Source organism: Thermoleptolyngbya sp. C42_A2020_037, assembly GCF_015272455.1.
In the GTDB taxonomy this organism is placed as follows: domain Bacteria; phylum Cyanobacteriota; class Cyanobacteriia; order Elainellales; family Elainellaceae; genus Thermoleptolyngbya.
This window is the reverse complement of the sequence record NZ_JACYLP010000032.1, coordinates 175,874-202,359: the sequence shown is the minus strand read 5'-3', so window position 1 is coordinate 202,359 and position 26,486 is coordinate 175,874. Positions and strand designations below refer to the sequence as shown.

15 protein-coding genes are annotated in these 26,486 nt (G+C 58.1%); 6 read left to right on the top strand and 9 right to left on the bottom strand.

Annotated elements, in window-relative coordinates; translation table 11 throughout:
- Positions 1–58: 58 nt before the first annotated feature.
- A complete protein-coding gene (locus tag IGS16_RS10460) occupies positions 59–1,321 on the bottom strand; it encodes an SH3 domain-containing protein (protein ID WP_297085303.1) in 1,263 nt (420 codons plus the stop codon).
- A gap of 1,149 nt (positions 1,322–2,470) precedes the next feature.
- On the opposite strand from IGS16_RS10460, the gene IGS16_RS10455 reads away from it, so the two are divergent.
- The gene (locus IGS16_RS10455; RefSeq protein WP_297085302.1) at positions 2,471–4,621 is read left to right on the top strand and encodes a polyribonucleotide nucleotidyltransferase; all 2,151 of its coding nucleotides are present in this window, start codon (positions 2,471–2,473) and stop codon (positions 4,619–4,621) included.
- 126 nt (positions 4,622–4,747) lie between these two features.
- Here IGS16_RS10455 and IGS16_RS10450 read toward each other — a convergent pair whose 3' ends face one another.
- The 3 genes from IGS16_RS10450 to IGS16_RS10440 form a co-directional block, all read right to left on the bottom strand.
- Positions 4,748–5,959, bottom strand: a complete 1,212-nt coding sequence (locus IGS16_RS10450) for a DUF4336 domain-containing protein (protein ID WP_297085351.1) — start codon at positions 5,957–5,959, stop codon at positions 4,748–4,750.
- A gap of 161 nt (positions 5,960–6,120) precedes the next feature.
- Positions 6,121–6,978: a dienelactone hydrolase family protein gene (locus tag IGS16_RS10445; protein ID WP_297085301.1), complete on the bottom strand. Its 858-nt coding sequence runs from the start codon at positions 6,976–6,978 to the stop codon at positions 6,121–6,123.
- Between the two features lie 109 nt (positions 6,979–7,087).
- The gene (locus IGS16_RS10440; RefSeq protein WP_297085300.1) at positions 7,088–7,822 is read right to left on the bottom strand and encodes a response regulator transcription factor; all 735 of its coding nucleotides are present in this window, start codon (positions 7,820–7,822) and stop codon (positions 7,088–7,090) included.
- Positions 7,823–8,344: 522 nt separating this feature from the next.
- Between IGS16_RS10440 and IGS16_RS10435 the strand changes: the two genes are divergently transcribed.
- The 3 genes from IGS16_RS10435 to IGS16_RS10425 all read left to right on the top strand — a co-directional run bounded on the left by IGS16_RS10435 (position 8,345) and on the right by IGS16_RS10425 (position 13,235).
- Positions 8,345–10,522, top strand: coding sequence for an ATP-binding protein (locus IGS16_RS10435; protein ID WP_297085299.1), 2,178 nt, complete (start codon positions 8,345–8,347; stop codon positions 10,520–10,522).
- 980 nt (positions 10,523–11,502) lie between these two features.
- Complete coding sequence (locus IGS16_RS10430; RefSeq protein WP_297085298.1) at positions 11,503–11,940, top strand: response regulator; 438 nt, start codon at positions 11,503–11,505, stop codon at positions 11,938–11,940.
- Between the two features lie 107 nt (positions 11,941–12,047).
- Complete coding sequence (locus IGS16_RS10425; protein WP_297085297.1) at positions 12,048–13,235, top strand: hybrid sensor histidine kinase/response regulator; 1,188 nt, start codon at positions 12,048–12,050, stop codon at positions 13,233–13,235.
- Between the two features lie 28 nt (positions 13,236–13,263).
- On the opposite strand, the gene IGS16_RS10420 is transcribed toward IGS16_RS10425, so the two are convergent.
- The 4 genes from IGS16_RS10420 to IGS16_RS10405 form a co-directional block, all read right to left on the bottom strand.
- Complete coding sequence (locus IGS16_RS10420) at positions 13,264–13,968, bottom strand: N-acetylmannosamine-6-phosphate 2-epimerase (protein WP_297085296.1); 705 nt, start codon at positions 13,966–13,968, stop codon at positions 13,264–13,266.
- 54 nt (positions 13,969–14,022) lie between these two features.
- Positions 14,023–15,399 carry an HlyD family type I secretion periplasmic adaptor subunit gene (locus IGS16_RS10415; protein WP_297085295.1) on the bottom strand — a complete coding sequence of 459 codons (1,377 nt, stop codon included), beginning with the start codon at positions 15,397–15,399 and terminating at the stop codon, positions 14,023–14,025.
- Positions 15,400–15,465: 66 nt separating this feature from the next.
- Positions 15,466–17,247, bottom strand: a complete 1,782-nt coding sequence (pyk, locus tag IGS16_RS10410) for a pyruvate kinase (RefSeq protein ID WP_297085294.1) — start codon at positions 17,245–17,247, stop codon at positions 15,466–15,468.
- Between the two features lie 537 nt (positions 17,248–17,784).
- A complete protein-coding gene (locus tag IGS16_RS10405; protein ID WP_297085293.1) occupies positions 17,785–20,688 on the bottom strand; it encodes a DUF3769 domain-containing protein in 2,904 nt (967 codons plus the stop codon).
- A gap of 134 nt (positions 20,689–20,822) precedes the next feature.
- On the opposite strand from IGS16_RS10405, the gene IGS16_RS10400 reads away from it, so the two are divergent.
- Positions 20,823–20,987, top strand: coding sequence for a hypothetical protein (locus tag IGS16_RS10400; protein ID WP_297085292.1), 165 nt, complete (start codon positions 20,823–20,825; stop codon positions 20,985–20,987).
- Positions 20,988–21,155: 168 nt separating this feature from the next.
- Here the strand turns inward: IGS16_RS10400 and IGS16_RS10395 are convergent, their stop codons facing one another.
- Positions 21,156–21,272 carry a photosystem II reaction center protein I gene (locus IGS16_RS10395; protein WP_068509295.1) on the bottom strand — a complete coding sequence of 39 codons (117 nt, stop codon included), beginning with the start codon at positions 21,270–21,272 and terminating at the stop codon, positions 21,156–21,158.
- 332 nt (positions 21,273–21,604) lie between these two features.
- Here IGS16_RS10395 and IGS16_RS10390 point away from each other — a divergent pair, with 332 nt between their 5' ends.
- Entirely contained in the window at positions 21,605–26,482 is a 4,878-nt protein-coding gene (locus tag IGS16_RS10390; RefSeq protein WP_297085291.1) for a translocation/assembly module TamB domain-containing protein, read from the top strand.
- The last annotated feature ends 4 nt before the right edge of the window (positions 26,483–26,486 follow it).

Sequence of the window (26,486 nt, the reverse complement as noted above, 5' to 3'; positions counted from 1 at the left end):
GCATAGAACCTGAGTTCTACACCCCTTACCTTAAAAGAACAGAGTCTCTAGCGCGGGCCTAGTCGAAAGCGACCCAATCCATCGATACCCAGCCGCCATCGGCCAGGCGACCCCAGCCGCCAAAGATCTCCACAATATCGATATAGGTACCATTGGCGATTTCGTCGATATCCAAATAGCCAGGGCCAGGGCCACTCCGAACAATCAACGTGCCGCCGTTGGTGGAGACAAAGTAGTTGCCGGTGCCGCCGCCACCGCCGCCACCGCCGCCACCGCTACCGCCAGCACTCAGCCAGTCCATCGACACCCAGCCGCCGCCAGACAACCGACCCCAGCCGCCTGATACCTCGACGATGGTGACCGAGGTTCCGTTAAACAGTTCATCAATAATGGCAAAACCCGTGCCGGGGCCATTGCGAACCAGCAGCGTGCCGCCGTTGGTGGAGACAAAGTAGTTGCCGGTGCCGCCGCCACCGCCGCCACCGCCGCCACCGCTACCGCCAGCACTCAGCCAGTCCATCGACACCCAGCCGCCGCCAGACAACCGACCCCAGCCGCCTGATACCTCGACGATGGTGACCGAGGTTCCATTAAACAACTCATCAATAATGGCAAACCCAGTGCCCGGGCCGTTGCGAACCAGCAGCGTACCACCGTTGGTGGAGACAAAGTAGTTGCCGATGCCACCGCCGCCACCGCCGCCACCGCCACCACTGCTCTCGACGGTCCAGTCTCGTGAGATCCAGCCGCCGCCTGAGATGTTATACCAGCCGCCAGAGGAACCCACCACGCGAACCACCGTGCCGTTGGACAGATAGTCGATGGGCGCAAACCCAGTGCCTGGGCCGTTGCGGACGGTCAAGGGGCTGCCATTGGTGGACACTCTGACGAAATCTGGCCCGCCAGGATCGCCAGGGCCACCAACACCGCAGCTAACGCCCACGTTGTAAATTGAACCGCTCAGACCAAGGCTGCTGGCAGTGGCTGGGCCGACTACGCCATCTACAGAAAGCCCTTTCGACAACTGAAATCGTCTGACGGCAGACAGCGTATTGGAGCCAAAAACGCTGTCGATGGAGCCGGGGCTGAAGCCTGCCGAAGCGAGAGCGCCCTGCACATCGCCCACTTGGGCACAGGTGTCGCCAAAGCGAACCACCGCTTGGGCTTCTGGCGCAACGCCGCCAACAGCAGACACGACGACTGCGGTAGAGAGGGTTCCTAGCCAGACCGAGCTAGGAATTTCCAGGCTTACCTGAAGTTCAGGAGCCGGATTCGGGTCTTCGTAGGCAACCGCAGCATGAATATATGCTAGTGATTCCATAAGTCTCCTCACTCGTTGAATACGAGTTTTCCATGTTTTTAGACAGAACCGAGGCTCAGGTTTAGTCAGGTTAAAACCCAAAAAAAATCGACGCTTCTTGGGGCTATTTAAACCCAGGCTATTTCTCTCTAGAGGACATCCGCAATATGAGAATCTGCGTGTTCTTGGAAAGAAATGGACGGCGAAGAAGGGCAGCTTTAAACCTAAACTATTTCCTGAATTATCCTACGAATTCTGGAAATCGCAAAGTGGATCGTGCAAAAATCTTGATTTAACAAGGGGGCGATCGCCCTGAGTATTTCCAAATATGGGCAAGCGGGCGATCGCAACAAATCTGTAAACCAGGGCTGATTAAGAAACCTACTCAGGAAAGGGCAAAGTCTGCCCGCGACATATTGTGTCGATCCGCTACATTTTGCCACTAAACTTCTAAAGAAATTCTGAAAACCACGAACCTCAAAAGCCTCTGTCTTGCAGTACAAAAAGACTAACTTGCATTTTTTCATTGATCCGAATCTGGTGATGAGAATCACGGGCTGGCTTTTTTGATCTGGTGGATCAAGGTGATGCAGCATACAAATTCTCACAATGATTCGACCCATCGCTTCAATTTGCCCGACTCTCCTTTAAGACCTAACGCTGAATCTGCTGTGAAAGCAACCCTCACATTCCCCCTATGGATCTGGCAACAAGTCGCTCTAAAAATCCAAACTGCGATCGCGATTTTGCTTGATCTTTGTCTGACTGGATAGGGCGGATGGCTGAGTTGAGACGGGTTGACCGTGAGATGCTGATTGGCAAGCAAGATTCCCAGGATGGAGCCTCAAAAGAAGCGATCGCCTTGCGGGTTGAAAGGTCTCTCAGCTTGCTCCCTTGCAGTCGAATAATGCCCTCAAGAACCTGCTGATCCTGGTTCCTAAAACCAGATTTAGAGGATTTGCAAAGCTGAAAATGATGATGAATAGGGCGCTGTTTTACAAGGGCGGGAGATGCGGACTAAGGGCGATCGCAGCTTCATTTGCAAAGAAAACTGCAACAGATTGAAACGGATATTTGCGTTAGCAAGCGGCAACGTTCATCCCTGCTGGGATTGCGCTACGATTGCGAGAGAAAGAAAAAAGTCAGGCAAGTAAAAGGAAACATCGCTTCATGTTCGACGAAATTGACAAGTCGATATCCTTCGATGGCAGGGATATTCGGCTGAAGGTGGGGCTATTGGCTCCCCAGGCAGGCGGCGCAGTGCTCGTGCAGTCAGAAGATACCGCCGTATTTGTGACCGCGACCCGTGCCTCAGCGCGAGAGGGAATCGACTTTTTGCCGCTGCTGGTCGATTACGAAGAGAGACTCTACGCAGCGGGGCGGATTCCGGGTGGTTTTTTGAGACGGGAGGGGCGGCCCCCTGAAAAGGCAACGCTCGTGAGTCGATTAATCGATCGCCCCCTGCGCCCCCTGTTTCCCGGCTGGTTGCGGGACGACATTCAGGTTGTGGCCACTACGATGTCGATGGATGAGCGAGTGCCGCCCGATGTGCTGGCCGTCACGGGTGCTTCAATCGCCACGCTGCTGGCCAAGATTCCCTTCAATGGCCCAATGGCGGCGGTGCGTGTCGGGCTAATTGGCGACGACTTTATTATCAACCCCACCTACAAAGAGATTGAGGAGGGTGATCTGGATCTGGTGGTCGCAGGTTCGCCTGAAGGCGTGATCATGGTGGAAGCAGGTGCAAACCAGCTTCCAGAGCAGGACATGATCGAGGCGATTGACTTTGGCTATGAAGCAGTGCGCGACCTGATTCAGGCGCAGCTTGACCTGATCAAGGAACTGGGCATCGAACTGGTGAAAGAAGCGGAGCCAGAGGTCGATTCTACGCTAGAAGATTTTATTGGCGATCGCACCACGCAAGCGATCAAAGAAATCCTGACGCACTTTGAATACACGAAGGGCGAGCGTGACGAAAAACTAGACGAAGTGAAAGCCGCCGTTGCCGCTGAAATCGCGGAAATGCCCGAAGATAGCCCCATCCGCATGGCGGCGGAGGCCAACCCCAAAGCCCTGCCCACCGTGTTCAAGAGCTTTACTAAGAAGCTGATGCGGAAGCAGATTATCGAAGACGGGGTGCGCGTAGACGGGCGCAAGCTGGATGAAGTCCGCAAGATTAGCTGCCGCACAGGGGTTTTGCCCAGCCGGGTTCACGGCAGCGCCCTGTTTCAGCGAGAGCTAACCCAGGTGTTGTCGGTGGTGACGCTGGGCACCCCAGGCGACGCGCAGGAAATGGACGACCTGCACCCTGATGAAGAAAAGCGCTACATGCACCACTACAACATGCCGCCCTATTCGGTTGGGGAAACAAAACCGATGCGATCGCCCGGCCGCCGCGAAATCGGCCACGGAGCCCTGGCAGAGCGGGCGCTGGTGCCAGTTTTGCCCGAAAAATCGGACTTCCCCTACGTGATCCGCGTCGTATCCGAAGTGCTATCTTCCAACGGCTCCACCTCAATGGGGTCGGTCTGTGGCTCCACCCTGGCGCTGATGGATGCGGGCGTACCCATTTCCAAGCCCGTCAGCGGAGCCGCTATGGGGCTGATCAAAGAAGGAGATGAAGTCCGCATCCTGACCGACATTCAGGGCATCGAAGACTTCCTTGGCGACATGGACTTCAAGGTGGCGGGCACCGACACGGGCATCACGGCGCTGCAAATGGACATGAAGATTACGGGGCTGCCCGTCTCCGTCGTGGCGGATGCGATCAACCAGGCCCGCGCCGCCCGACTGCACATCCTTGAAAAAATGCTAGCCGCCATCGACAAGCCCCGTGCAGAACTGTCGCCCTATGCGCCGCGCCTGCTGACGATCAAGATTGACCCCGAATTTATCGGCATGGTGATTGGCCCCGGCGGCAAGACCATCAAGGGCATCACCGAGCAAACGGGAGCCAAGGTGGATATCGAAGACGATGGCACCGTCACCATCTCCGCGATCGATGGCGAAAAGGCCAAGGCTGCTCGCGCCATTATCGAAGGCATGACCCGCAAGCTCAGCGCGGGCGATGTCTATGTGGGTAAGGTGACACGCATCATCCCCATTGGGGCATTTGTGGAATTCCTCCCTGGCAAAGAGGGCATGATCCACATTTCGCAACTGGCGGATTATCGCGTGGGCAAGGTCGAAGATGAAGTCGCTGTTGGCGATGAGGTGATTGTGAAAGTGCGCGAGATCGACCAGCGCGGCCGGATTAACCTGACTCGTCTCGGCATTCATCCCGATGAGGCAACCGCTGCCCGTGCCGCCGCCGCGCAGTAGATGAGCAGCCGATATCAATTAGCAGCCGATATCAACTGGGGGTCAGGTTTTAGAGCTTGGAAGGGCGAGGTGTTCAAACCAAGCTACTCTCCAGCCGTTGGAATTTAGCACCTGACCCCTAAAGCTTCAAACGGGTTCCTTGGCAGCAGGCAAGATACCCCGGCGGCTGAATCCATTATCCAGGCGGTTCAGAAGCTCCAAATCCGCTTCGGGCAGGGCAGCCGATGGCGTGCCCGCTGTCGGGAGCGGCTTTTCTAGAAATGTAAAGGCACGGCGAAACTGGCGCGAGTCTGCCAGTAGCGGCGCGTCTAGATGGCAGGGCAGAATGCGGTGAAAGTCCCAGCCTGCAACTCTGGCCGCCCAATCCAGGGTTTCCTGGGGGGCACGGTTGAGGATGAGCTTTTGCAGAATGGGGGCAACGAGTAGCCGTCCATCTTGGCGCAAGGCATCAAAGGACTGTTCCCAGCCGGGTTTCCAGCGAAAAGGATAGAGTCCGAAATAGTTGCGCCGAGAGCGATCGCCCACCTGGGTTGCCTCTGCAAACACCTCACCCCAGGGCGGCACCTCCAGCGCTCCGGGGCTAAAGTAAAAGGCAAATAGCGCAATTCGCCGCCAGCCCTTGAGGCGGTTGGCGGGTGTGTCTTCGGGGACTTCCGAAGCGCGATCGCGGGCATGGAACAGCAGCGGAAATGGGTCAAGCTGCACCACAGGCGGCGGCTCAGCAGGAATCGAGACAATGGAATCGGTGAGCAGGAGGGAGTGCGATCGCCGATGAAAAAACGCCACTTCCTCAAACGGGCCAACGCCCAGATGAATCGGCCCCAGCACGGCATAGTCAAACTCATCGGCAAAGGGCGCATCTTGTGGAGTCTTGGGCAAGGGCTGTGTCCGGCCCAGCGGCAAGCCAAGCCAGCTCAGCGGCAGATTGAGCGGAAAGCTCCACTGATGCGGCGCGACAAACACCTGGGCCGCACGGAACTGCCGCGCAAACGGCCCGACAAACACCTTATGCTCGATGCCCGATACCGTGGGCAAAATGATGTACTTCACTGGGCCGTGTTGTGCTTCTAGCTCCCGCAGCAGACGCACACATTCTCCAGTGGGGGCGATCGGCGCGTAGACCAGCAGCCCGCCCGCGACCAGTCGCACCACCGTCATCCGAATCGGCACCACTACATAAAAAATGCCCTGGACTTGGTCAAACGTCCAGACTGTATCTTTCACAATCTCGGTTCGCAGGGTGCGCCGATTGCCGTAGGGATAGAGCGGCACGAGGGGCCAGAAGGGCCAGCGCCAGTCTGACGAATTTTCAAAAAATTTGCTCTGCGGCGAGGCCAACGCTGGCTGCCAGCCGCCTCCGTTTAGAGTGGAATCATCCAAAGTTGTTCGTCCAGCAATCAAATCACAAAGGATAGGACAGAAACTTCCATCCTACCCTTATCTAATCGCCAAACCTATCGCTTTAGCAATCCTGAGCCGTTTTACTGAATGCCCCCGTGCTAGATGACCCCATGCTGCCTAAACCAGTCCTGCATTCGCTGCCAGCCATCGGCCGCTGCTTCGGGGCGATAGGTGGGGCGATAGTCGGCATGGAAGCCGTGGGGCGCTTCGGGATAGATGATAATTTCGCTGGGCGCGTTGGCGGCCTTGAGTGCAGACTTCATTTGTTCCACGCTGTCCAGCGGAATGCCGTCGTCCTTTTCGCCGTACAGTCCTAACACAGGAGCCTTGATGTCTGCCGCCACATCCACCGGGAATTGGGGCTGTAGCTCGGTCGGCGTGCCCACCAGACGACCATACCAGGCAACGCCCGCCTTGAGTTGGGGATTGTGAGCGGCATAGAGCCAGGTGATGCGCCCGCCCCAACAAAAGCCCGTGATGCCCAGTCGGGTCGGATCGCCGCCAGCGGTGGCTGTCCAGGCGGCGGTCGCATCCAGGTCAGACATGACCTGAGCATCGGGCACCTGGGCCACGATGGGCCGAATCGCGTCGATATTGGGAAGCTGCGTCACGTCGCCCTGGCGCTCGAACAGACTGGGGGCGATCGCCAAATAGCCCAGGTTTGCCAGCCGACGGCATACGTCCTGAATATAGGCATGGATGCCAAAAATCTCTTGCACCACCAACACAACGGGAAAGCCTGTGCCCGTGCTGGGCATGGCTCGATAAGCGGGAATGTCGCGATCGCCCACGGGAACCGAGACAAACCCAGCCGTCAGACCCGCATCGCTGGTGGTAATGGTTTCAGCCGAGATGGGGCGCACGGCCACCGCGAAGCCCGCCGCCAAAGTGCCTAGCAGCAGGTCGCGACGACGAATGCCCAGCGGCAGACGAGAGTTGGAGGCATTAGGGGACATAGGCTTGAATTAAGTTTTGTAAACTGCGTCTGGGTGGATTGTATCGCCTTGGGGGCGATCGCCCGAATCCCTCTCCAGATAGACAAAACTCGTCCCCTGTGAACCTTGCCTAGCTAATCAGCCCAGAGCGCAGCGCCAGCACCGCCGCCTGGGTGCGGTCATCAGCACAGAGCTTATTGAGAATGTTGCGGACGTGGGTTTTGACCGTGCCCACCGTGATGAACAACTGCTCGGCGATCGCCGCATTGCTGTAGCCCGCCACAATTAGCTCCAGAATTTCCAGTTCCCGCTCGGTGAGTGGAGAATTTTCTAGCAGTTGCTCCACTTCCGGCTTTACGGCACTAATCGTGACCGTCTTCGTTTCCACGCCCATATTGTCAGGAACGGCTTGCCGCATCTGGCGCAATACAATGCCCGCAATGGTTGGGTCGATCCAGGAATTGCCGCCGTGGGTTGCGTGCAGCGCTTCTGCCAGCTTGTCGATGCTGATGTCCTTCATGCAGTAGGAATCGGCTCCTGCCGCAAATGCTGCCAGCACCGACTCTTCGCTGTCGTGCATGGTGAGAATCAGCACCTTCGTCTTGCGCCCGTCTTCCAGCCCGCTCTGCTGCTCTCGAAACTTACGGGTTAGTTCAATCCCGTCCATATCCGGCAGCCCAATATCGACAATCGCCACGTCTGGTCGAACCTCTTGCAGCATTTGCAGTCCATTGGACGCATTTGCCGCTTCGCCCAACACTCGAATTCCTGCTTGCCGCTGGAGCGCCGCCCGCAAGCCTACGCGGGTGAGGTCGTGGTCTTCGATCAGCGTTACGCTAATTTCATTCGTTGCGTCTGTTTGCATACCGTCCTGCTCTGGGGCCATAGTTTTCAGTGCCACAATTCTTGATGATTACTGTGATGATTAAACGCCGTATACGCCTAGAGATTCGATCGAGGTTAGTACGAGAAATCTGCCTGAAACATCAAGCAGCCTCTCCCTAGACAAGTATCTAGACCCGCTAGAAAAGCTTGCTTAGATCAGTCATCTCAGAGAAGCTAATCGATTCGGAGATAACGCTGTAGGCAACCTCGGCACTTGACTTGATAACCTAAGATCTTTGGCTTGAATGCCAAGTCTGGATTTTTCGTTCCAAACTGCAAGATAGGCAGCATTATGGTTTGCAACGTTCATCCTCGTCATCCGTCAGCAGAGAGAGACTAAATTTGCACAGGATGAAAAAGATACCCCCCAAGGCATAGCGTAGGGAATCCATTAAACTGCCAAGATTAAGAATAGTTGCAATCTGAGGAAGGGAATTGATAGCCGCTGGACTCTCTGAGAATCTGTCTCAGCCTCAGCAGCTATGAACCTAAAAGGAACAGCATGAGGCGCGGTAAGGAGCAGGTTTCAGAACTCAATCGGCAAGTTTTTATCAATTGGTCGAGGTTGCCAGTTGCCTATCGAGGAGCCGCGATCGCCGCGATTCCGGCAACCTGTCTGGCGATCGCCCTTGGGTCTTGGGTTTGGTCGATGAATACGCTGGGCAGCATTCGACGGCAGATCGAGGCGACGCGAGACGTGATTACTGCCACTGACAACGTGCTGATTGACCTGCTCAATGCGGAAACAGGGGTACGGGGCTATGGCATTACGCGCAACACCAGCTATCTTGCGCCCTACGAACGCGCCAAAGCGAGCCTAGATGAGAGCCTGAATCGGTTGGAGGCAAGCTATCAGTACGGGGTTCCTGAGGCAGAGCGCGATCGCCGCCGTGTCGATATTGTTCAGATGGAACAACTGGTAGACCGCAGCATGGGGCTACTGGACGACACCGTCAGTATGTTGACCACTCAGCCCAACGTTCCAATTACCGCTCCTTCATTCATCGGCTTGCTAGACGAAGGGAAAGACACGGTTGATGAGGCACGAGAATTCGTAGCCCAGTTGCAAGCACGAGAGCAGAGACGACTCAATGACTATACTGTCAAGCGTTCTCGACTGCTGAACACGACTTCCAGCATTATTGGGTTGACCGCTGGGCTGAGCCTGATGGCATCCACAGCGGCAGTATACCTGTTTCGCCAGCTTGACCGCGACCTGCGGAGCCGAGAGCAACTGCTGAAAGAGAGCAGACTGCTGCTTCAGGCAATTGTAGGCAACGTGGTAGATGGCGTGGTAACGCTAGATGAACACGACGAAATCGAGATTTTCAACGCCGCAGCAGAGCAACTGTTTGGCTACCAGGCGCACGAGGTCGAAGGGCGGCCGCTAGACGTGCTGCTAGCCCCGCAGGAGTCGCTGATCTCTGAGGCGACCCGTTCAGAAGCTGCAACCTCTCAGACGACCAGTTCGGAGGTGACCAGTTTGGGGGCGGTCCCTCCGGAGGCTGCAAATTCCGAGGCGACCCGTTCAGAAGCTGCAAATTCCGAATCGGAAGCAGCAAATTCTGAAGAGGCAGTCGATTTAGAAACCCTGGATTCTACATCTGCGGGTTTCGTAGTTATTGATCCTGAGTTCCCCGGTTCTGAGGCTGGTGAGTCCGAGGTTACGGAATCTGAGGTTTCGGGGTCTGAGGCTGCGGAGTCTGAGGCTGCGGAATCTGAGGCTAGGGAATCTGAGGTTGTAGGGGTTGGGGTTGCCGGGTCTGATGGGATGGGAAATCATGCACTTGCGCGAATTCAGCCGGGACAGCCGCACCAAGTCATCGGGCAACGACGAGATGGTTCCCAGTTTCCCCTAGAGATTTCCCTGAGCGAGATTCAGTTTGAAGATCGGCGGATTGCGATTATTCGCGACATTACCCAGTTTTTGGAAACGGAAGCCAAACTCAAAGCGCGGGCGGATGAACTGGATCGCCTGACTCAGGATCTAGCCGAAACGAACGAAATGCTGGAAGATTGCAACCGCGAGTTGGAACAATTTGCCTACGTTGCGTCTCATGATTTGAAGGCTCCCCTGCGGGCGATCGCCAACCTCTCAGAGTGGATCGAGGAAGACCTGTCGGGACAACTGCCCCCAGAAAACCAGCAGCAGCTTCACCTGCTACGGGGGCGCGTGCATCGTATGGAAGCGCTGATCAACGGGCTGCTGGAATATTCCCGCGTTGGGCGTGTGGAGTCTCCAGTGGAGCGTGTATCCCTGTCAGTGCTGCTTGACGAGGTCATTGATTCTATCGACCCACCCGACACGTTCACCATTACGATCCCGCCCGACCTGCCGACCTTGATTACCAAGCGGCTGCCCCTGCGACAGGTCTTTGCCAACCTGATCAGCAACGCGGTCAAGCATCACGACCGGACGGATGGGCAAGTGCGAATCGGAGTCAGAGATTTGGGCGATCGCTACGAGTTTTCCGTAGCAGACGACGGCCCAGGCATTGCGCCGGAATATCACCGCAAGATTTTCATGATTTTTCAAACGCTCCAGGCCCGTGATGTGAAGGAGAGTACGGGCGTGGGGCTTTCTATCGTAAAGCGCATCGTAGAAACAGAAGGAGGGACGATTCGCCTAGATTCGGAAGAGGGCGCAGGCACGACCTTCTACTTTACCTGGAATAAATAGCTGTTTAGAAGCGTTTTAGAAGCGCTTAGAAGCACTACATGTCTAGCCCTGACTACCTTACAGGGCATTGGGCTTGGTGCTGACACGTCCGAAAGTCATGACTCCTTCAGGAATCCGGGTTAATTGCGGCAGGTGCATTTGGATACTGTCCCCTCATAAATAAAAAACTCTAACCCTAGGATGACGGCAGAGATATCATCGCTTATATAAAATTTAGCTATGGTAGTAAAGGCTTGCTGCTTTTGGCTAGTGTGGCTTTATCCCTAGGTTGCACTGATTTTCCAAAAGCGCAAACCTTCTGAGTTAAGACTGTGCTGCTCTTGAGCGCTGTGCCCTTCGCAGCAGTCGCATCGCCCCCGGATGTGCAGCAGTTTTCAGCAGACTTCGGAAATGCCCATTACTGATGGACGGAATGCTGATAGAGCGGGTTGCTGAATGATGGAGTGCTTAATAATGAAAGGGCGGTGTGATATCGAGTTTATTTCGAGTCGCGCATGAATGGCGATCGCTCCTCACTAGCCTGACTCGCCTACAGGTTAGAGATGGAGTGCTGCTAGTTCAAATTCCTTCTTATACTGGCTAAACTCGTCAAAAGTTTAGGAAATTAACGGATTTCTCAGGCTTTGGGGAGGTGGGTCAGGCATTAAACCACTAGTTCAGTAAGGTTTAGTCAAAGTTCTCCAGATTTCAACGTTCTTCAGGGTCTTAGAGGGCGATGGGTTAGAAGGAGCTAGGTATCCAGACTTTACCCTGTCAAAATCTTTGGTCTGTCAAAGCCTCACCAGAGTGTCGAGAGGGTTTCAAGTTAGAAGCTTTCTTTAACAAGAAGCTTTTCTGAAAATCAAAAAAGAGGGGGTTCACCTCCGAATTATTTTACGAAACTATGTTTGCAGCTTTGCAATGGGTTTCACTTCTGTTAAAAGACTTTTGAATAGAAAAATCTAGAGATTTCTAAGAGTTAGTTTAGTGTGTCACGAGCTATGCAAGTTCAAGAGCGTGTGATTAACATTCTCCTCGTAGAAGATGACGAAGCGGATGTCATGAACGTCCGTCGAGCGTTCAAGAAAAACAACATCACCAACCCACTGTACGTTGCGACGAACGGAATCGAAGCCCTTTCAATGCTGCGAAGCGAGGGTGGCAATCCAGCCATCGTGCCGCCGACTCGTCGGCTTATTTTGCTGGATCTAAATATGCCCAAAATGAGCGGAATTGAGTTTTTGCATGAGCTAAGAACCGATCCGGAATTGAGAAAAACGCCAGTCATCGTGCTGACGACTTCCAACCAGGATAAGGATCGGGTTGAAGCTTACAATCTGAACGTGGCGGGTTATATTTTGAAGCCCGTTACGTTCACAAACTTTGCTGAAACAATGGCCACGCTCAATCGCTATTGGATGCTGTGCGAGTTGCCCTAATCAGCGGCGCTTTACAGACGGTCTAAGGACTCTGCTAGCGGATTCCTCTAGCTGATTCTTTAGCGTCTTTTGAACTGACCCTCCCTCGATCGAGAGGTGCGTGAATCATGTCTTTGAATGCTGCAACGGATGCTCTACGGCAGGGCAGTCTACTGGATGCCCCGTTGTCTTTGCTCGTGGTGGATGACGACGAGATTGACCGGATGGCCGTGCGGCGATCGCTCCGAAACGCGGGCATCAACATGATCCTAACCGAGGCGGGGGACTATGCAGCGGCGATCGCCGCACTCCAGGAGCGCACCTATGACTGCGTGTTTTTGGACTATCGCCTACCCGATCGGGACGGGCTGGCGGTCGTGCAGGACGTGCGGGGGCGGGGCGACAAAACGCCGCTGATCGTGCTGACGGGGCAGGGCGATGAGGAAATTGCCGTAGAGCTAATGAAGGCTGGCGCGTCAGACTATCTGCCCAAGTCGAAAGTGTCGCCAGAGGTGCTGGCGCGTATTCTCCGCAACGCCCTCCGAATTCATCAGGCAGAGCAGGAAGCCGAGTTGGCCAAGCGTCAGCGAGAGCAGCTTGCCCGCCAGCGGGAGGACTTTGTTTCGCGCTTGACCCACGATTTGCGAACGCCGCTGGTGGCTGCCGACCGAATGCTGAAGCTCTTTCAGCAGGATGCCTTTGGTTCGATTACGCCAGAAATGAACGACGCGATCGCCATTATGATCCGCAGCAACCAAAACCTGCTGCAAATGGTCAACACGCTGCTGGAGGTCTATCGCCACGACGCGGGCGAGAAGACCATGCTGTTTGACCCATGCCACCTGCCGGAGATCTTGCGCGAGGTGTGTCAAGAACTGATGCCCTGGGCACAGGATAAGCAGCTTGCCCTGGAGATGGTGGATGGCACAGAGGGCAGTGGGGTGGTGATGGGCGATCGCCTGGAACTGCGCCGCCTGTTTACGAACCTGCTCGGCAACGCCATTAAGTTCACCGACAGGGGATCGGTGACCGTGCGTCTCAGCAGGGTCGTTGCCGATGCAGAAGCCTCTGCCGCCAACGGCGAGGCCCCCCGCCGGGTTTTGGTGGAGGTGCAAGACACGGGACCCGGCATTCCGCCTGATGACCAGAGCATTCTGTTTGAGCGCTATCGCCAGGGCAACCACAAGCGGGCGGGCAGCGGGCTGGGGCTGTACCTGTCGCGGCGAATTGTGGAAGCGCATGGCGGGGCGATCGCCGTCCGCTCGACGCTGGGGCAGGGGAGCGTTTTCAGCGTGTGGCTGCCAGAGAAACGGTGAAGGGACGCTTCTAGCTTCCCTTAAAGGCTCAGCACTCTGCTGCTCTATCCTGCCTCAGCCCCTCACAATAGTCTTTGACCTGCAAATCAATGCCAGTAATTGCCGTGCCCACGACGACCGAAAACGCGCCGAGGTCGAGGGCTTTTCGAGCCATAGCGGGGGAGGCGATGCCTCCTTCGCAGATAGTGGGGATCGATAGCGTCTCGCACAGTTGGCTGAGCAGATCAAAGCCCGGTGGCTTTAGGTGGCGCGTCTCGGCTGTGTAGCCGTAGAGCGTTGTGCCCACCAGATCGGCTCCGGCGGCGGCGGCGGCGATCGCGCTTTCCAGCGTATCCACATCCGCCATCACAGGCTTGCCCAGGTCGGCATGAATTTTCTGGATCAGGCTTGCAACCGATTCTCCGTCGGGACGGGGACGCAGCGTGGCATCAATGGCAATGATGTCGGCGCCTGCCTGGGCGATCGCAGCGGCGTGCTGAAACTGCGGTGTAATGTACATGTCGCAGCCGTCAAATTGACGCTTCCACAGCCCGATAATAGGAACCTGCACCCGCTGGCGCACGGCGGCAACATGGGCGGGTGTGTCGATGCGAACCCCGACGGCTCCCTGGTTTTGTGACGCAAGGGCGATCGCCGCAATCACGCCTGGCTCATGCAGCGGCGAATCCACTGGAGCCTGACACGACACCACCAGTCCGCCCCGCAGCGCTTCTATCACCGAAACTCCAAACATGCTCTGCGCCCTATTAGTTGCTCCTCTTCCTGCAAAGCCTGCTGCCTGCAAAGGCTACCGTGTTTGAAACGCCTCATCAAACCGGCGCGTAATCGGCTCAATCAAGAAGGTGAGAATCGTCCGCTGGCGGGTCACGATTTCCGCTACGCCCGCCATGCCTGGGGTCAGGTCTACCAGTTGTCCATACACGGCCACCTGAGTCCGGCTCAGGCGAATCGTCGCTGGGAACACCGGGCCAAGCTCCTGGTCGATGGTGGCGTTGGGGCTAATCTGCACCACTTCCCCCTCAATCGTGCCAAATTCCTGATACGGGAAGGTGGCCAGCTTCACCTTGGCCCGCATCCCTGGCGCAATAAAACCGATATCCCGGTTCAGAATTTGCACCTCTAGCAGCAGTTCGCTATCCTCCGGCAGGATAGACATCAGTTCTTTGCCGGGTTGCACAGTGCCTTCTGCCAGCGTCACCTGGAGGTTGTAGATCGTGCCCGTCACGGGAGCGCGGACGGTATCTTGTTCCTGGGCGCGGGTCGCCTGGGCGAGCTGTCCTTCAACCGTCGCTAGTTCTTCGCGCCGCTGGTTGAGCTGCGCCAGAATCTCGCTCTGGCGTTCGGAGCCGAGGCGGTCGGCGGCTTGGCGGGCACTGCGATAGGCTTCCTCCGCTCGTCGGATGGCCTGGGTCTGTGCCACGATTTCTTGCTGGAGTGAGGCGATTTGATCTTGCGCCTGGGTTAGCCGATCCTTCGCCTCCAAATAGTCAAACCGGGGCACGGCTCCGGTGCCCGGTTCCACCAGCGGCCGCAGGCTGCGCTCTCGTTCTTCAGCATTGGCCAAGCTGGCGCGGGCGCTGCTCAGGTTTTCTTGCAATCGGGCTAGGCGGGCCCGAGCTTCGGCGATCGCCGCCTGTTGTCCCTGCGCCTCGGCCTCGGCCGCCGCCCGCCGTCCCTCAAACTCGCGCCGCCGCGCCGCCAGCAATTGGTCTTGCAGGGCGACCCCCGTTTGCGCTTGCCCTGTGCGCTCGGCCTCCAGTCGGGCAATGTCCTGGCGAATCAGCGTCGCGGCTTCCCGCAGGCGGTCAATTTCGGCCTGGCTCACCTCGGTCGATTGCTCCAGCAGCACGTCGCCCCGCTCGACGCGATCGCCCTCCTTCACCAGAATGTTCTCAATCTTGCCGCCCTGGAGCGCCTGAATTGGGCGAATCTGCTGCGCGGGGATCAGCGCTCCCTGCGCCGTTGCCACCTCATCTACTTTGCTGAAATGGGCCCAGGCGATCGCCCCCAACACCAGCGCCGACAGCGTTCCCGCCAGCAACCGCGTATACAGCGGCGGCAACTCTTGCACCGCCTTTCCCAACTCATAGGACAGGTAATCTTCCGGCGTGGCAAACTGCTGCCGTGCCTGTCGGGCCTGGGCCGGAGAGATGGGCTGGATCATAGGAGTTGAGGATGGGGGAGGGTTGGGACGCTAAGGCAGATGGGAGGGTAGGGCAGGGATCGGGGCCTACAACCCTGGATCAGCTTGCCCATTTAGCGAACCGGAATAAACCAGTCCGCGCTGGATATCCAGCGTCAACAGCGTGCCGTCGCGGATCACCTGAGCGGCATCTTTGACCCCGACGATAACGGGAATGCCCAGGCGGAGGCCGATGACAGAGGCGTGGCCGGTAAGGCTGTCGTCTTCGGTGACGATGCCTGCGGCTTTGCGGATGGCATCCAGGTATTCGGCTCCAGTGTTGGGCACAACCAGAATTTCACCGGGGTTGAAGTTGTTCACTTCCTTGCTGCTGCGGGCAACGCGAGCGCGGCCGCTGATTAGCCCCTGCCCAATGCCGATGCCGCGCCCCAGCACCGCAGTCACCACTTCGACCTTGATCAAGTCAGTTGAACCGGATACTCCCTGTAGGGTTCCCGCCGTCATGACGACGAGATCGCCTTCTTTGAGAAAGTTTTTTTCCTGAGCGACGTTGAGCGCAGCCTGGAAGGTTTGCCCCGTTGAGGGCAGGTTTAGCACCAGCAGCGGCCGCACGCCCCAGACGAGCTGCAACTGCCGCGCCACATCGACGTGGGGCGTGACGGCCAGGATGGGCGTGCTAGGGCGATATTTCGACACGTTGCGGGCGGTGGCTCCCGTTTTTGTCAGGGTCATGATGGCGGCAGCCTGGAGTTGTTCAGCAATGCGCCCGACCGCTTGGCTGATGGCGTTGGGGATGGAGTGTCCGCCAGAGTTGCTGTCTACATTGCGGGCGATCGCCAGATTTTGCTCAATCTGCACCGCAATCCGCGCCATTGTCTCGACGGCCTCTACCGGAAACTTGCCCACCGCCGTTTCGTTGGACAGCATCACCGCGTCCGTGCCGTCCAAAATCGCATTCGCCACATCCGAGATTTCGGCGCGGGTAGCACGGGGATTGCTCACCATGCTGTCGAGCATCTGGGTAGCGGTGATCACGGGAATCCCAAAACGATTCGCCGTGGCGATCAGCCGCTTCTGCAAAATCGGCACTTCTTCTGCGGGCAGTTCTACACCCAGGTCACCCCGCGCCACCATCACGCCATCACAAATCGACAGCACGGCTTCCATCTGCTCAATTGCCTCGTGCTTTTCGATCTTGGCGATTACGGGCACGTCTTTTCCAGCGCTGGAAATAATTTCTTTGATTTCCAGAATGTCCTGCGGATTGCGGACAAAGCTGAGGGCAATCCAGTCCACGCCCTGGTCTAGCCCAAACATCAGGTCAGTCTTGTCTTTGTCGGTCAGTGCTTTGATCGACAGATATACACCAGGGAAATTCACACCCTTATTGTTAGACAGCACGCCGCCCACCACCACGCGGCAATGCAGTTCGCGTCGGTCGAGGTCTACCGCCTCCACCCGCATTTCGACCCGCCCATCGTCCAGCAAAATCGTCGCGCCGACGGGCACTTCTTCCGCCAGTGGCTCGTAGGTCACGGAGCTAATATCCTGCGTGCCAAGGAGGGGGCGGCTGGTGAGAATGTAGGGATCGCCTTTTTTCAGCGTGATGGGGCCCTGCTCAAATTTTCCCAGCCGAATCTTGGGGCCCTGCAAATCTTGCAAAATCCCTACAGGCTGGTTAAGTTCAAACGACACTTGGCGAATGGTGCGGATGTTGCGCTGATGGTCTTCGTGGGTGCCGTGGGAAAAGTTCAGGCGCAGCGTGGTGGCTCCCGCTTCAATCAAGCTGCGTAGAACTTCAGGGCTGCTGGTGGCAGGGCCAATCGTGGCGACAATTTTGGTACGACGCAGGTGTTGATGCGGTGGCATGGGTTCTCGAACTCTCTCAAGGAATACTCAGGGTACAAACTCTCGGCTCAAAAGCTAGAGGAGCGGTTCAGGGCTGGTCGCTAGCGGCAAAACCCGGCGTGAGGTTCGGTGTGCAAGAGGCACTATCAAGCGTAGCGATCGCCCCCGGAATAGTGCCCTTCGACCGTTCCCCCTCGTTTCGCTCCTATTCTTAGCTAAACTGCTTTGGGCCCGGCCCTTCCATAATTTAGGGTAAATGTAATCATCTCCGATCAAGATTTCTCAGAGCCGCTTCCCAAATTTGCCAGCTCAGCCACCCAGGGGCGATCGCCCAAACACAGCTTCTCCCAAGGCAAATTCCCCTTAAGACGAGTCCTCTCAAGGCAATTAAAGCCTCCCCCAAAACTCGCCCCTCCCTCTTCGTTCTTCGTTCGATTTTTGAGTAATTTCAAATGCAGGATCTAATACATCCCCCAAAACTCGCCCCTCCCTCTTCGTTCTTCGTTCTTCGTTCTTCGTTCTTCGTTCTTCGTTCTTCGTTCTTCGTTCTTCCCTCTTCTACTGAGGCTGCCCCGAAAACGGTTCCGGCGGATTCGTCCAGTTAAAGTCGTTAATCCGAATACCCAGCGATCCCACCTCTCGGTCGGGGTTGACCCGCAGAATGATGGAATAGGTGCGGCGACTATATTCCAGGAAAAAGGTCGTGTCAAAATCTTCCCGCTTGTCAAGGTTAATTGACGTTTGAAAGCCTGCTCGAATCGGCCCGTAGATTTGTTGCAGCAGCCCAAAGGACAGAACCTGAGGATCAGCAATCCGGTCAAATCGAAACGGAGATTCCCCCTCCACAATCGCATTAGAGTAGGTGACGTTGAAGCGGGTGTAGTCCAGAAAATTCCGGGAGAACCGACCAAACTGCCCCTGGAGGCTGGCAAAGGCCGTCAGGCTGCTCTGGCTGTCTTCGCTGGTGTAGTAGGCAGTAGTGCCGCGCAACCCGACGACGGCGACGAGGTTGGGAACAATGGGCGTGGGCGAATAGCGCAGTCCCTCTTCAGCAGTGGGCGGCAGGGGCGGCGCAGACCACAGCAAAAAACCCCGCGTCAGTCCTGCACTCGCCTGAAATCGACCCAGCGTGACGCGATCGTTGCGGCGCTCTAGCGGCGGGTCGAGCAAATCCAGTCGATCGGTATTGGCGTTGATCAACTGGGCGCTGACCTGATAGTTGAGGTTAATGCCAGAGGTGCCTAGCGGAATGTTGGGTGAGGAAAAGACAGCACCCAGGCTGGTTTGCACGTTCTGAAACCCAAGGGTGCCGTTAAACAGGCGATCGCGGTAGCTATATTCCAGCGTCAGTTGGTTGATTCCCACCTGCTGCCGCAGCCGCAGACTGCCCCGCACCTTGTTTTCTAAATTGCCCAAATCAAGCGTGCCAAAGGTCGCCGTGCCCACCAGCGACGTGGAGGGGCCGAGGGTGGCATCAAGTTGGGCCAAAAAACCAATGCTGCTGGGGTCAAAAAAATTAAAGTTATTGTCTACAACGGCTCGCTGAAGCAGGATTGCAGGCGCAAGCACAAACTGCACGCGGGGTTGGTTGATCATCGTCAGCGGCGCTTGCACAAATAGCCCCCCTACCTCTTCGTCGTAGCCCAGTCGAAGCAGCGGCGGCTGGCGGCGGCGATTGTCGATCACCACCCGGTTCTGCAAAAAGGGCAGACTAAAGCGCTGGTCGAACACGAGCCGGGGATTGCGGGCGCGGACCTCCGCCTGAAGCGGGTTGAACTGGGTGTAGGTGAGTTCGGGCGTGCGGAGTTCCAGTTCGGGGGGCGAGAAGGGGTCGTTGGTGAGGCGCACATTTTGCGCGACCCATCCGTCGGGAAAAAACTCGATGGATTCGGCCTCGAAGCGAAAGCGGGTGAGTTCGCCTTCGCGCTGCCCCGTGAGCGCCAACCCCTGATCCAGATTTGCCCCCACTTCTACCAGGATGCCGCCAGGACTGGAAACAGGGGGCGCACCCGGAGGACGGGGCGTGGGGCGAGGTCGTTCAGCGCCCGCAGCGGCTTCCTCCAGCGGCGATAGCAGGGTGAGATCCGTGCCGCTGGAGGGCAAGAAGATTTCGCCCCTGGCCCCGTCCACGGTCCCTTCGCTTTGCACGAAGTTGTAGACGAGGCGATCGCCCTGAAGAATCTGGGCCCCCCGCACCAGTTGCACATTGCCCTCGGCCACCGCAATGCGGTTTTGCAAATTCACCTGCACCCGATCTGCCGTCAGCACCGCCCGCCGGAAACGCATTTCTACATTGCCTTCGGCGGAGAAGACCTCGCGCAGGGTGTCAAAGTCTTGGCGATCGCCCCGAATTTCCACCAAATCAGTCAGGCTGATCGGCGTTTCTGAATCGGAGGCAGCAGCAGCGGGAGCGGCAGGCGAGGGCGGGGAGGCGGCCGGCCCGTCCACCGGAGACTCTCCAGATGGTGGAGGGGCGGATGGGTCGGGCCCGCTGTCTGGAGGCGGAATCAGCAGAATTTGCCGACCCGATTCGGGGTCTTGCTCCGGGGCTTCTGGAAACGGGATGGGCGTGGGCAGGCTTGGGGTGCTGTCTGGATTGGGGGTTTGGCTCGACGTGGGAGGAGCCTGGGAAACAGAATTCGGGCCGCTGCGGCTGGAAAGCTCTGCAAGCAATGGAATAGGATTGCTGGAAACAGCCCAGGTTTGGCTAGGAAGCTGGCGCTCAGCAGGGAGGCGCTCAGCAGGGACAGACGGCAGGCGATTCGCGAAGTAACCCCTGCGGAAATCGCCCCCCGTCGGCCACATTTCCCTTCCTCCAATCACCTCGGCGCTCAGGATTGAGGGACGAAATGACAGCGAGGACGGCGTAATTGCAGGCTGTAGCGATTCAACAGGCGATTCAATCGTCTGCCGGGGTTCTCCAAACAGTCGCCAGTCATCAGCCGGGTGCGGCGGTGCAGAGCGGAATATCGTCGCGTCGAAAGACGGTGGGCGTAGCAGAGCACCCGGTGTCAGTGCGGGAAAGTATTCTGGGGCAGATTCTAAACCAGCTTCCAAGGCAGGAAGCGTCATCGTTCCGTCCGTTGCTGGGGTAACATCAACCGACAACGGCGCACCCAGGGCTGCGGCGGACTGGGCATTGGCGACGGCAGGCAGAGGCGGCGGCGTGGCAGGCAGACGGCTACTTGGACGCACGGGACGAGTCGTGAAGCGATCCCTGCGGGAATCGCCCGACGAAACCGAACGGCGGCCTAGGTCGCTTCCCTGATTCGATGTGGGAAGGGACTGCGCCGTAGGGATGGGATCGGCTGGCTCAACAGCGGCGACAGGAGCAGCGGGGCGATTCACAAAGCCATCCCTGTGGGAATCACCAGCTATCCCGTCCTGACGAGTTTGCAGCCATTGTCGGGCGGGACGAGTCGGCGAGGCGCTGGCTCCTGGGGTGCGGAATCGTGAAGCCACATCCGCAACCGACCCAGGCGATGATGCGCTGATCGACTCGACTGTTAATCCGGGCGTAGATCCTCCGGGCGCAGATCCATCGGGCGTAAATTCTTTGGGCGTAACTTCAGCGGTCGATGAGGCTGATCCGGTGCTTGCAGACTTTGACCGCGGTGACCACCGAACCCCTGAACCTGGCTCTGGCAGAGGACGCGAATCAGATGCGATCGCAGATGCATCGGCAGACGGGCGATCGCGCTCCTGAACCGGGGCGGCAGGTGCAATATCGACAATCGCAGCAGGGGGGGGTGGGAAGCTAGGGGGCGGAACCGGAACGGGCATACGCAGCTAAAACTAAGTCAAACCATCAGGTCAAGCAAGCAGCCCTGAATGCGAGCAGCCCTGGGGGTCGGTCACGACGCTTGACGACGCTTCCCACGATTAAGTGCCCTGCCGCGGCTGGGGGCAGAGGGTTGTTCAGACAAAAACTATTCGAGATCTCGGCGGTTAGGGTTGCGCGAGGGATCGTTGGACAGGAAGCCAAACACGAACAGGCTGATGAAGAACAGCACGACGATATAAACAATCACTTTAAGCGTCAGCATGGGTACTCTGGCGGGGTTTCAAAAACAAGCTCCATTATCATATCGAAACGATGTCCCCTTTTTCGACCCAGGGTGAGCGCAACTTTTACCCGGTTTTTTCAGAAGGTAGTTGGGATTGTTGGGCGATTCCCGCAGGGATTGCTTCGCGAATCGCCCGCCTCCGTTTGCCAGCTTTGGCATCCGCTTTTGTATCCGCTTTGACCCCATTTCAGGGTCTCTCTGAGCAGGGCAAAATCCCGTTCAATAAATCCTTTTGGCCCCCATAGGCTCAATCGAAGCATCTGGGCTAAAGTCTTAGTGAACCTGCTCTTTGAAAGCGTCCTGCTGTCATCGTGAATTCACCTGAACCACCCGCCGCGCCGCAGCCGCCTCGTCCGCCCCGTCGTCGTCTCCGCCTGGCCTGGCGACCCGTTGCCCTGGGGTTGGGTCTGGTCGCACTGGCAGGTGGCGTGGGCGGAACGCTGTGGGTGCGAAGTTTTTTGCGAAACGATCTGGCTCCGCTGCTGTCTACCACCCTGAGTGAGACGATCAACCGCCCCGTCCAGGTGGGGCTGCTGCAAGGCATTGCGCTCAACTGGCGCGGACAGGGCGAAATTGTGTTTGGCGAATCAGTCTTGCCGCCGACGGAGACCGATGGCGATCGCGCGACGGTGCAGCAAGTCCGCGCCCGGTTTAACCTCCTGGATCTGCTCCAGCGCCGTCTGGGGCTGGTGCTAACTCTGCAAAACCCGGACATTTTTCTCGACCAGACCGACGACGGCAAGTGGATCGCCATTGAGCTGGCCGAGAGCGAAGAGGAAGCCCCCCTGAAGGTTGAACTGCGGCAGTTGTTGGTCGAAGATGGCACGGTGACCGTGGCTCCCTCGGCACAGTTGATGATCGAGGCGAAAAAGCCAGGAGTGCAGCCTGATTCTGACTTATCAGTGCGGCTGGAGCAGGTCAACGGCGAGGTGAATCTAGAGTCCATCGAAGCTGCCGATGCCAGCGGGGTGCTGCTGGAAGGGCAAAATATTCGCTTTGATATCACCGGAAACCCCGGTCGGGGCGGGGCGCTGCGGCTGCGGGGCGAAGGCGTAACTGTGCCTGATTTTCGGCTGAATCTGGTGGTGCAGTCCGATGGCATTGCCGTGCAGGATGTGGGGGCGCTGCTGGCGATGCCCGTGGCGCTGGAGGACGGGCGGCTGTCTTCTAACCTAGAGCTGCGGTTTGCCGACGACACGGTGACGGGGCTGAACGGGACGGCCCGGTTTGCCGATGTGGCAGTGGCGATCGCCGATGTGCCCAAGCGCATTACCCAGGCCGGGGCCCAACTGCGGTTTCGCAATCGGCTAATCACCATCGAAGCGGGGCGCGTCACCTACGGCACGATTCCGGTTGAAGTCGAAGGAACCTACGACCTGCGTGAGGGCTACAACCTGTCCACTCGCGTCCGCAACGTGGATTTTCGCCAGATCGAAGAAACGGCAGACGTGACGACCCCGATTACCCTTGCTGGGGCCTTTGATGCCGATGTGACGGTGACGGGGCCGCCCGATGGGCCGATTGTGGCGGGCACGGTTCGCAGCAGTCGCCCCCTGCTAATTGACAAAGTTGCCATTGATCGCCTTAGCACCCGCTTTTCGCTGGTGAATGAGCGGGTTGATTTGACAGATCTGGTGGCACAGCTTCCGGGCGGTGGCGTGGTGACGGGAGGCGGCGTGCTGGGGCTGGGCCAGGAGGCGACCGTGCAGGCACGAGTCCAGGCGCGAAATCTGCCCGCCGATGCCCTGGCGCGAACCTACGGCGCAACGCTGCCGCCAGAAATCGTGCTGGGACGGGTTAATGCAACCGCGCAGGTAGAGGGGCCGTCCAATGCACTCCGCACGGCGATTCAATGGCAGGCGGCGGAGGCGACCTACCCAGCGCGGGGGGAACTGCTGATTGCGGGCGAGAATCTGCGGCTGCAAAACACGACGCTGGAGGTCGCGGGCGGGCGCGTGAGTGCGGAGGGCGACCTGGTGGGCGATCGCTGGCAGGCCGTGGTGCGGAGCCAGGGGGTGGGGCTGCGGTCGTTTTCGCCGGAACTGGCGGGCACGCTGGATAGCACGGTGCGGCTGGCGGGTACGCTGGCCGATCCGACGCTGGCAGGCATTCGGGCAGAGGGCGATGTGCGGCTGTCGCAGGGCGTGTCGCTGCTGACGGGGCCGCTGACGGCAGATTTTCGCTGGCAGGGCGATCGCCTTGTGCTGAATCGGGCGGCGGCTCCGGGCTTTCGCGCCAATGGCACGGTGTTTGCCCGAACCAGCGGCAACACGCCAGAAATCTCTAGCTTTGACCTGGCGCTAGAGGTGCAAGATTTTGACCTGAATCGGCTGCCAGTGACCCTGCCGCCCCAGGTGCGTGTGGCCGGGCGGACGGACTTTTCCGGTCGGGTGTCGGGCACGCCTGCCGCGCCGGCTGTGAACGGACTGCTGGCGCTCAACGGGCTGGCCATTAACCAGCGCCAGTTTGATCCGCGCCTAGCTGGGCCGGTGCAGTTTGCGATGGGCCAGGGCGTGCGGGCTGACCTGACGGGCCGCCGCGACCAGATTTCGCTGGATTTGGATGGCGATTATCTGCCGCGCTCGTTTTTGCTGGTGCATGACGGGGCACGGGCAGAGGGCACCCGGCGGAATCGCACGCTGGTCACCACATTAGAAAACCTGCCCCTCGACTGGTTTGCCCTCACCCCGGCTGCCGACCTGGGGCTGGGCCCCGTCACGGGAACCGTATCTGCCAATGCGGACGTAAACCTGGACACCTACGCCACCGAGGGCAATCTCACCATCGTCCGTCCTGCCATTGGCTACCTGTTTGCAGACCAGTTCAGCGGGCGCGTCACCTACCGCAACGACCGAATCGAGCTAGAGGACGGGCTGCTGGCGCTGGCATTGCCCACTGAGCGGCCACCCCTGGATCAGCCCTACAGCACAGTCGCAGTGAACGGCAGCGCAACGCTGGGCGACGACCCGCAGTTTGAGGCGACCTTGAAAACCGACAATGCCCGCATTCAGGACGTGCTAAATACCCTGCGCTGGTATGACTTCGACGATGTGGCGCGGGGCTTTCGGCAGCCGCCCACGGCCCAGTCCGCTGACCTAGCCACCGTGCCTGTACAAACGGGCGATCGCCCCATTTACCAGCAACTCCAGCGCTATTCCGAAATCCTGGCGCTGCTGGATCTTCAGAAACAGCAGGACGAAGCCGCCAATCCCCTGCCTCGGCTGGCAGAATTGCAAGGCAACTTTGAAGCCACGCTGAACCTGTCTGGCTCAGTGCAGTCGGGCGTGACGGCAGACTTCAACCTGGAAGGAGAAAACTGGCAATGGGGCGAGTTTAACGCGCAGGAGGTGATCGCCCAAGGTACGCTCCAGGATGGGGTTCTGGAACTGCTGCCCCTGCGGCTGGGGTCGGAGGAGTCCTTCCTCAGCTTCAACGGGCAGTTTGGCGCAGACGAGATTTCGGGCCAGCTTCAGGCACAGTCGGTGGATATCACGCCGCTTCAGGACATCGTGCGGTTGCCCATCAGCATCACGGGTCGGGTGAATGGTAATGCCTTTTTGCTGGGCAGCCTGGGCGACCCGGAGGTGCGCGGCGAGGTAAACTTGTCCGATGCCAAAATTCAGCAGCAGTCGGTTCAAGGTGTCCGAGCGCTATTCAGCTACGACGATGCGCGAGCGCGAATTATTGGGCAAATGAGCGTCAACGAAACAGAACCCCTGCGCCTGCGGGCCGATATTCCCTACGCCTTCGACTTTATGGAAATCGAACCCGACAGCAACGAAATTGCCATCAATGTAAACGTTAAAAACGAAGGGCTGGAACTGCTGAGCCTGTTTACCAACCAGGTGGCCTGGGCGGGCGGCGAGGCGGATGTCAATCTGGACATTACGGGCACGCTGAACGCGCCGCTGGTGACGGGTGCGGCTGAGTTTAACGGAGCCTCGCTGAGCGCACCCGTCCTGCCAGAACCCCTCACCAATATCACCGGACGCGCCCAGTTCAACGCTAGCTTTGTGGATGTAGAAGGCATTCGTGGTCAGTTTCGTCAGGGCGAAGTGGTGGTGCAGGGCATATTGCCAATTTTTGACCCCGATGACTTTCCCAGAAGCGAAACCACCGTCAATCAGCCGCTCAGCGTCAGCCTGAATCGAGTGGTGCTAAACCTGAAGGGGCTATACAGCGGCGGCGTTGATGGCGCAGTGCAAATTACGGGCACTGCCCTTGCGCCTGTCCTTGGCGGCGACATTGCGCTCACCAACGGTCGAGTCCAGTTGCTCAGCGGCGATGCTCCACCGCCCGAAGACCCCCCCATCGACCCCAACGACATCACCATTCCACCCCGGTTTGACAACCTGCGATTGAGCTTAGGGCGCGGGCTGCGAATTACGCTCGATCCGCTGCTCGATTTTTTGGTGGCGGGCGAACTGCGGGTCAACGGCACCGTCCGGGCCCCCCGCCCAGAGGGAGAACTGCAAGTTCGTCGGGGCGTCGTCAACCTGTTCACCACGCAGTTCAACCTGGTGCGGGGCTACAACAACACCGCCGAATTTACCCCGCAGCGGGGACTCGATCCCTACCTGCAAGTGCAGCTTTTGGCCTCTGTGCCAGAGGTGACCCGCACGCCCGTTACGACCTCTAGCGGAGCCGCTGAGATTAACGAAACCCTGGTGACAGACCTGGGCAGCCTCAGCAACGTGCGCGTCATTGCCACCGTAGATGGCTATGCCAGTGAAATGCTGGATGGATTTCTCACTGGGTCAGACACCTTTGTCCTGAGCAGCAGCCCCGCCCGCAGCGACAGCGAAATTATTGCGCTGATTGGCGGCGGTTTTGTTAATACGTTTGGGCAGGGCGACAGCACGCTGGCGATCGCCAACTTGGCTGGTTCTGCGTTCCTTCCTGGCATCCAGGGTGTCATTAGCGAAGTGCTGGGACTGTCGGATTTCCGGCTGTTCCCTACGCTGCTGCCCTCCGAAAACGCCTCCAGCACCACCCTCGAACTCGCTGCCGAAGCGGGAATCGACCTGTTTGGCACTGACCTCTCCGGCTCTGTGCTGGCCGTCCTTACTGCCGACGCGCCCGTGCAGTTCAACCTGCGCTATCGCATCAACGACCAGTTCCTGATCCGCAGCTACATTGATACTGATGGGGGAACCGGGGCGATTTTGGAGTTTGAGACGCGGTTTTAGAAGT

Excerpts from the sequence above, each read along its gene's own strand:
- IGS16_RS10425 (WP_297085297.1), top strand. The coding sequence starts at position 12,048 with ATGTCTTTGAATGCTGCAACGGATGCTCTACGGCAGGGCAGTCTACTG.
- IGS16_RS10420 (WP_297085296.1), bottom strand. The coding sequence starts at position 13,968 with ATGTTTGGAGTTTCGGTGATAGAAGCGCTGCGGGGCGGACTGGTGGTG.
- IGS16_RS10440 (WP_297085300.1), bottom strand. The coding sequence starts at position 7,822 with ATGCAAACAGACGCAACGAATGAAATTAGCGTAACGCTGATCGAAGAC.
- IGS16_RS10460 (WP_297085303.1), bottom strand. The coding sequence starts at position 1,321 with ATGGAATCACTAGCATATATTCATGCTGCGGTTGCCTACGAAGACCCG.
- IGS16_RS10445 (WP_297085301.1), bottom strand. The coding sequence starts at position 6,978 with ATGTCCCCTAATGCCTCCAACTCTCGTCTGCCGCTGGGCATTCGTCGT.
- pyk (WP_297085294.1), bottom strand. The coding sequence starts at position 17,247 with ATGCCACCGCATCAACACCTGCGTCGTACCAAAATTGTCGCCACGATT.
- IGS16_RS10415 (WP_297085295.1), bottom strand. The coding sequence starts at position 15,399 with ATGATCCAGCCCATCTCTCCGGCCCAGGCCCGACAGGCACGGCAGCAG.
- IGS16_RS10395 (WP_068509295.1), bottom strand. The coding sequence starts at position 21,272 with ATGCTGACGCTTAAAGTGATTGTTTATATCGTCGTGCTGTTCTTCATC.
- IGS16_RS10435 (WP_297085299.1), top strand. The coding sequence starts at position 8,345 with ATGAGGCGCGGTAAGGAGCAGGTTTCAGAACTCAATCGGCAAGTTTTT.
- IGS16_RS10430 (WP_297085298.1), top strand. The coding sequence starts at position 11,503 with ATGCAAGTTCAAGAGCGTGTGATTAACATTCTCCTCGTAGAAGATGAC.
- IGS16_RS10455 (WP_297085302.1), top strand. The coding sequence starts at position 2,471 with ATGTTCGACGAAATTGACAAGTCGATATCCTTCGATGGCAGGGATATT.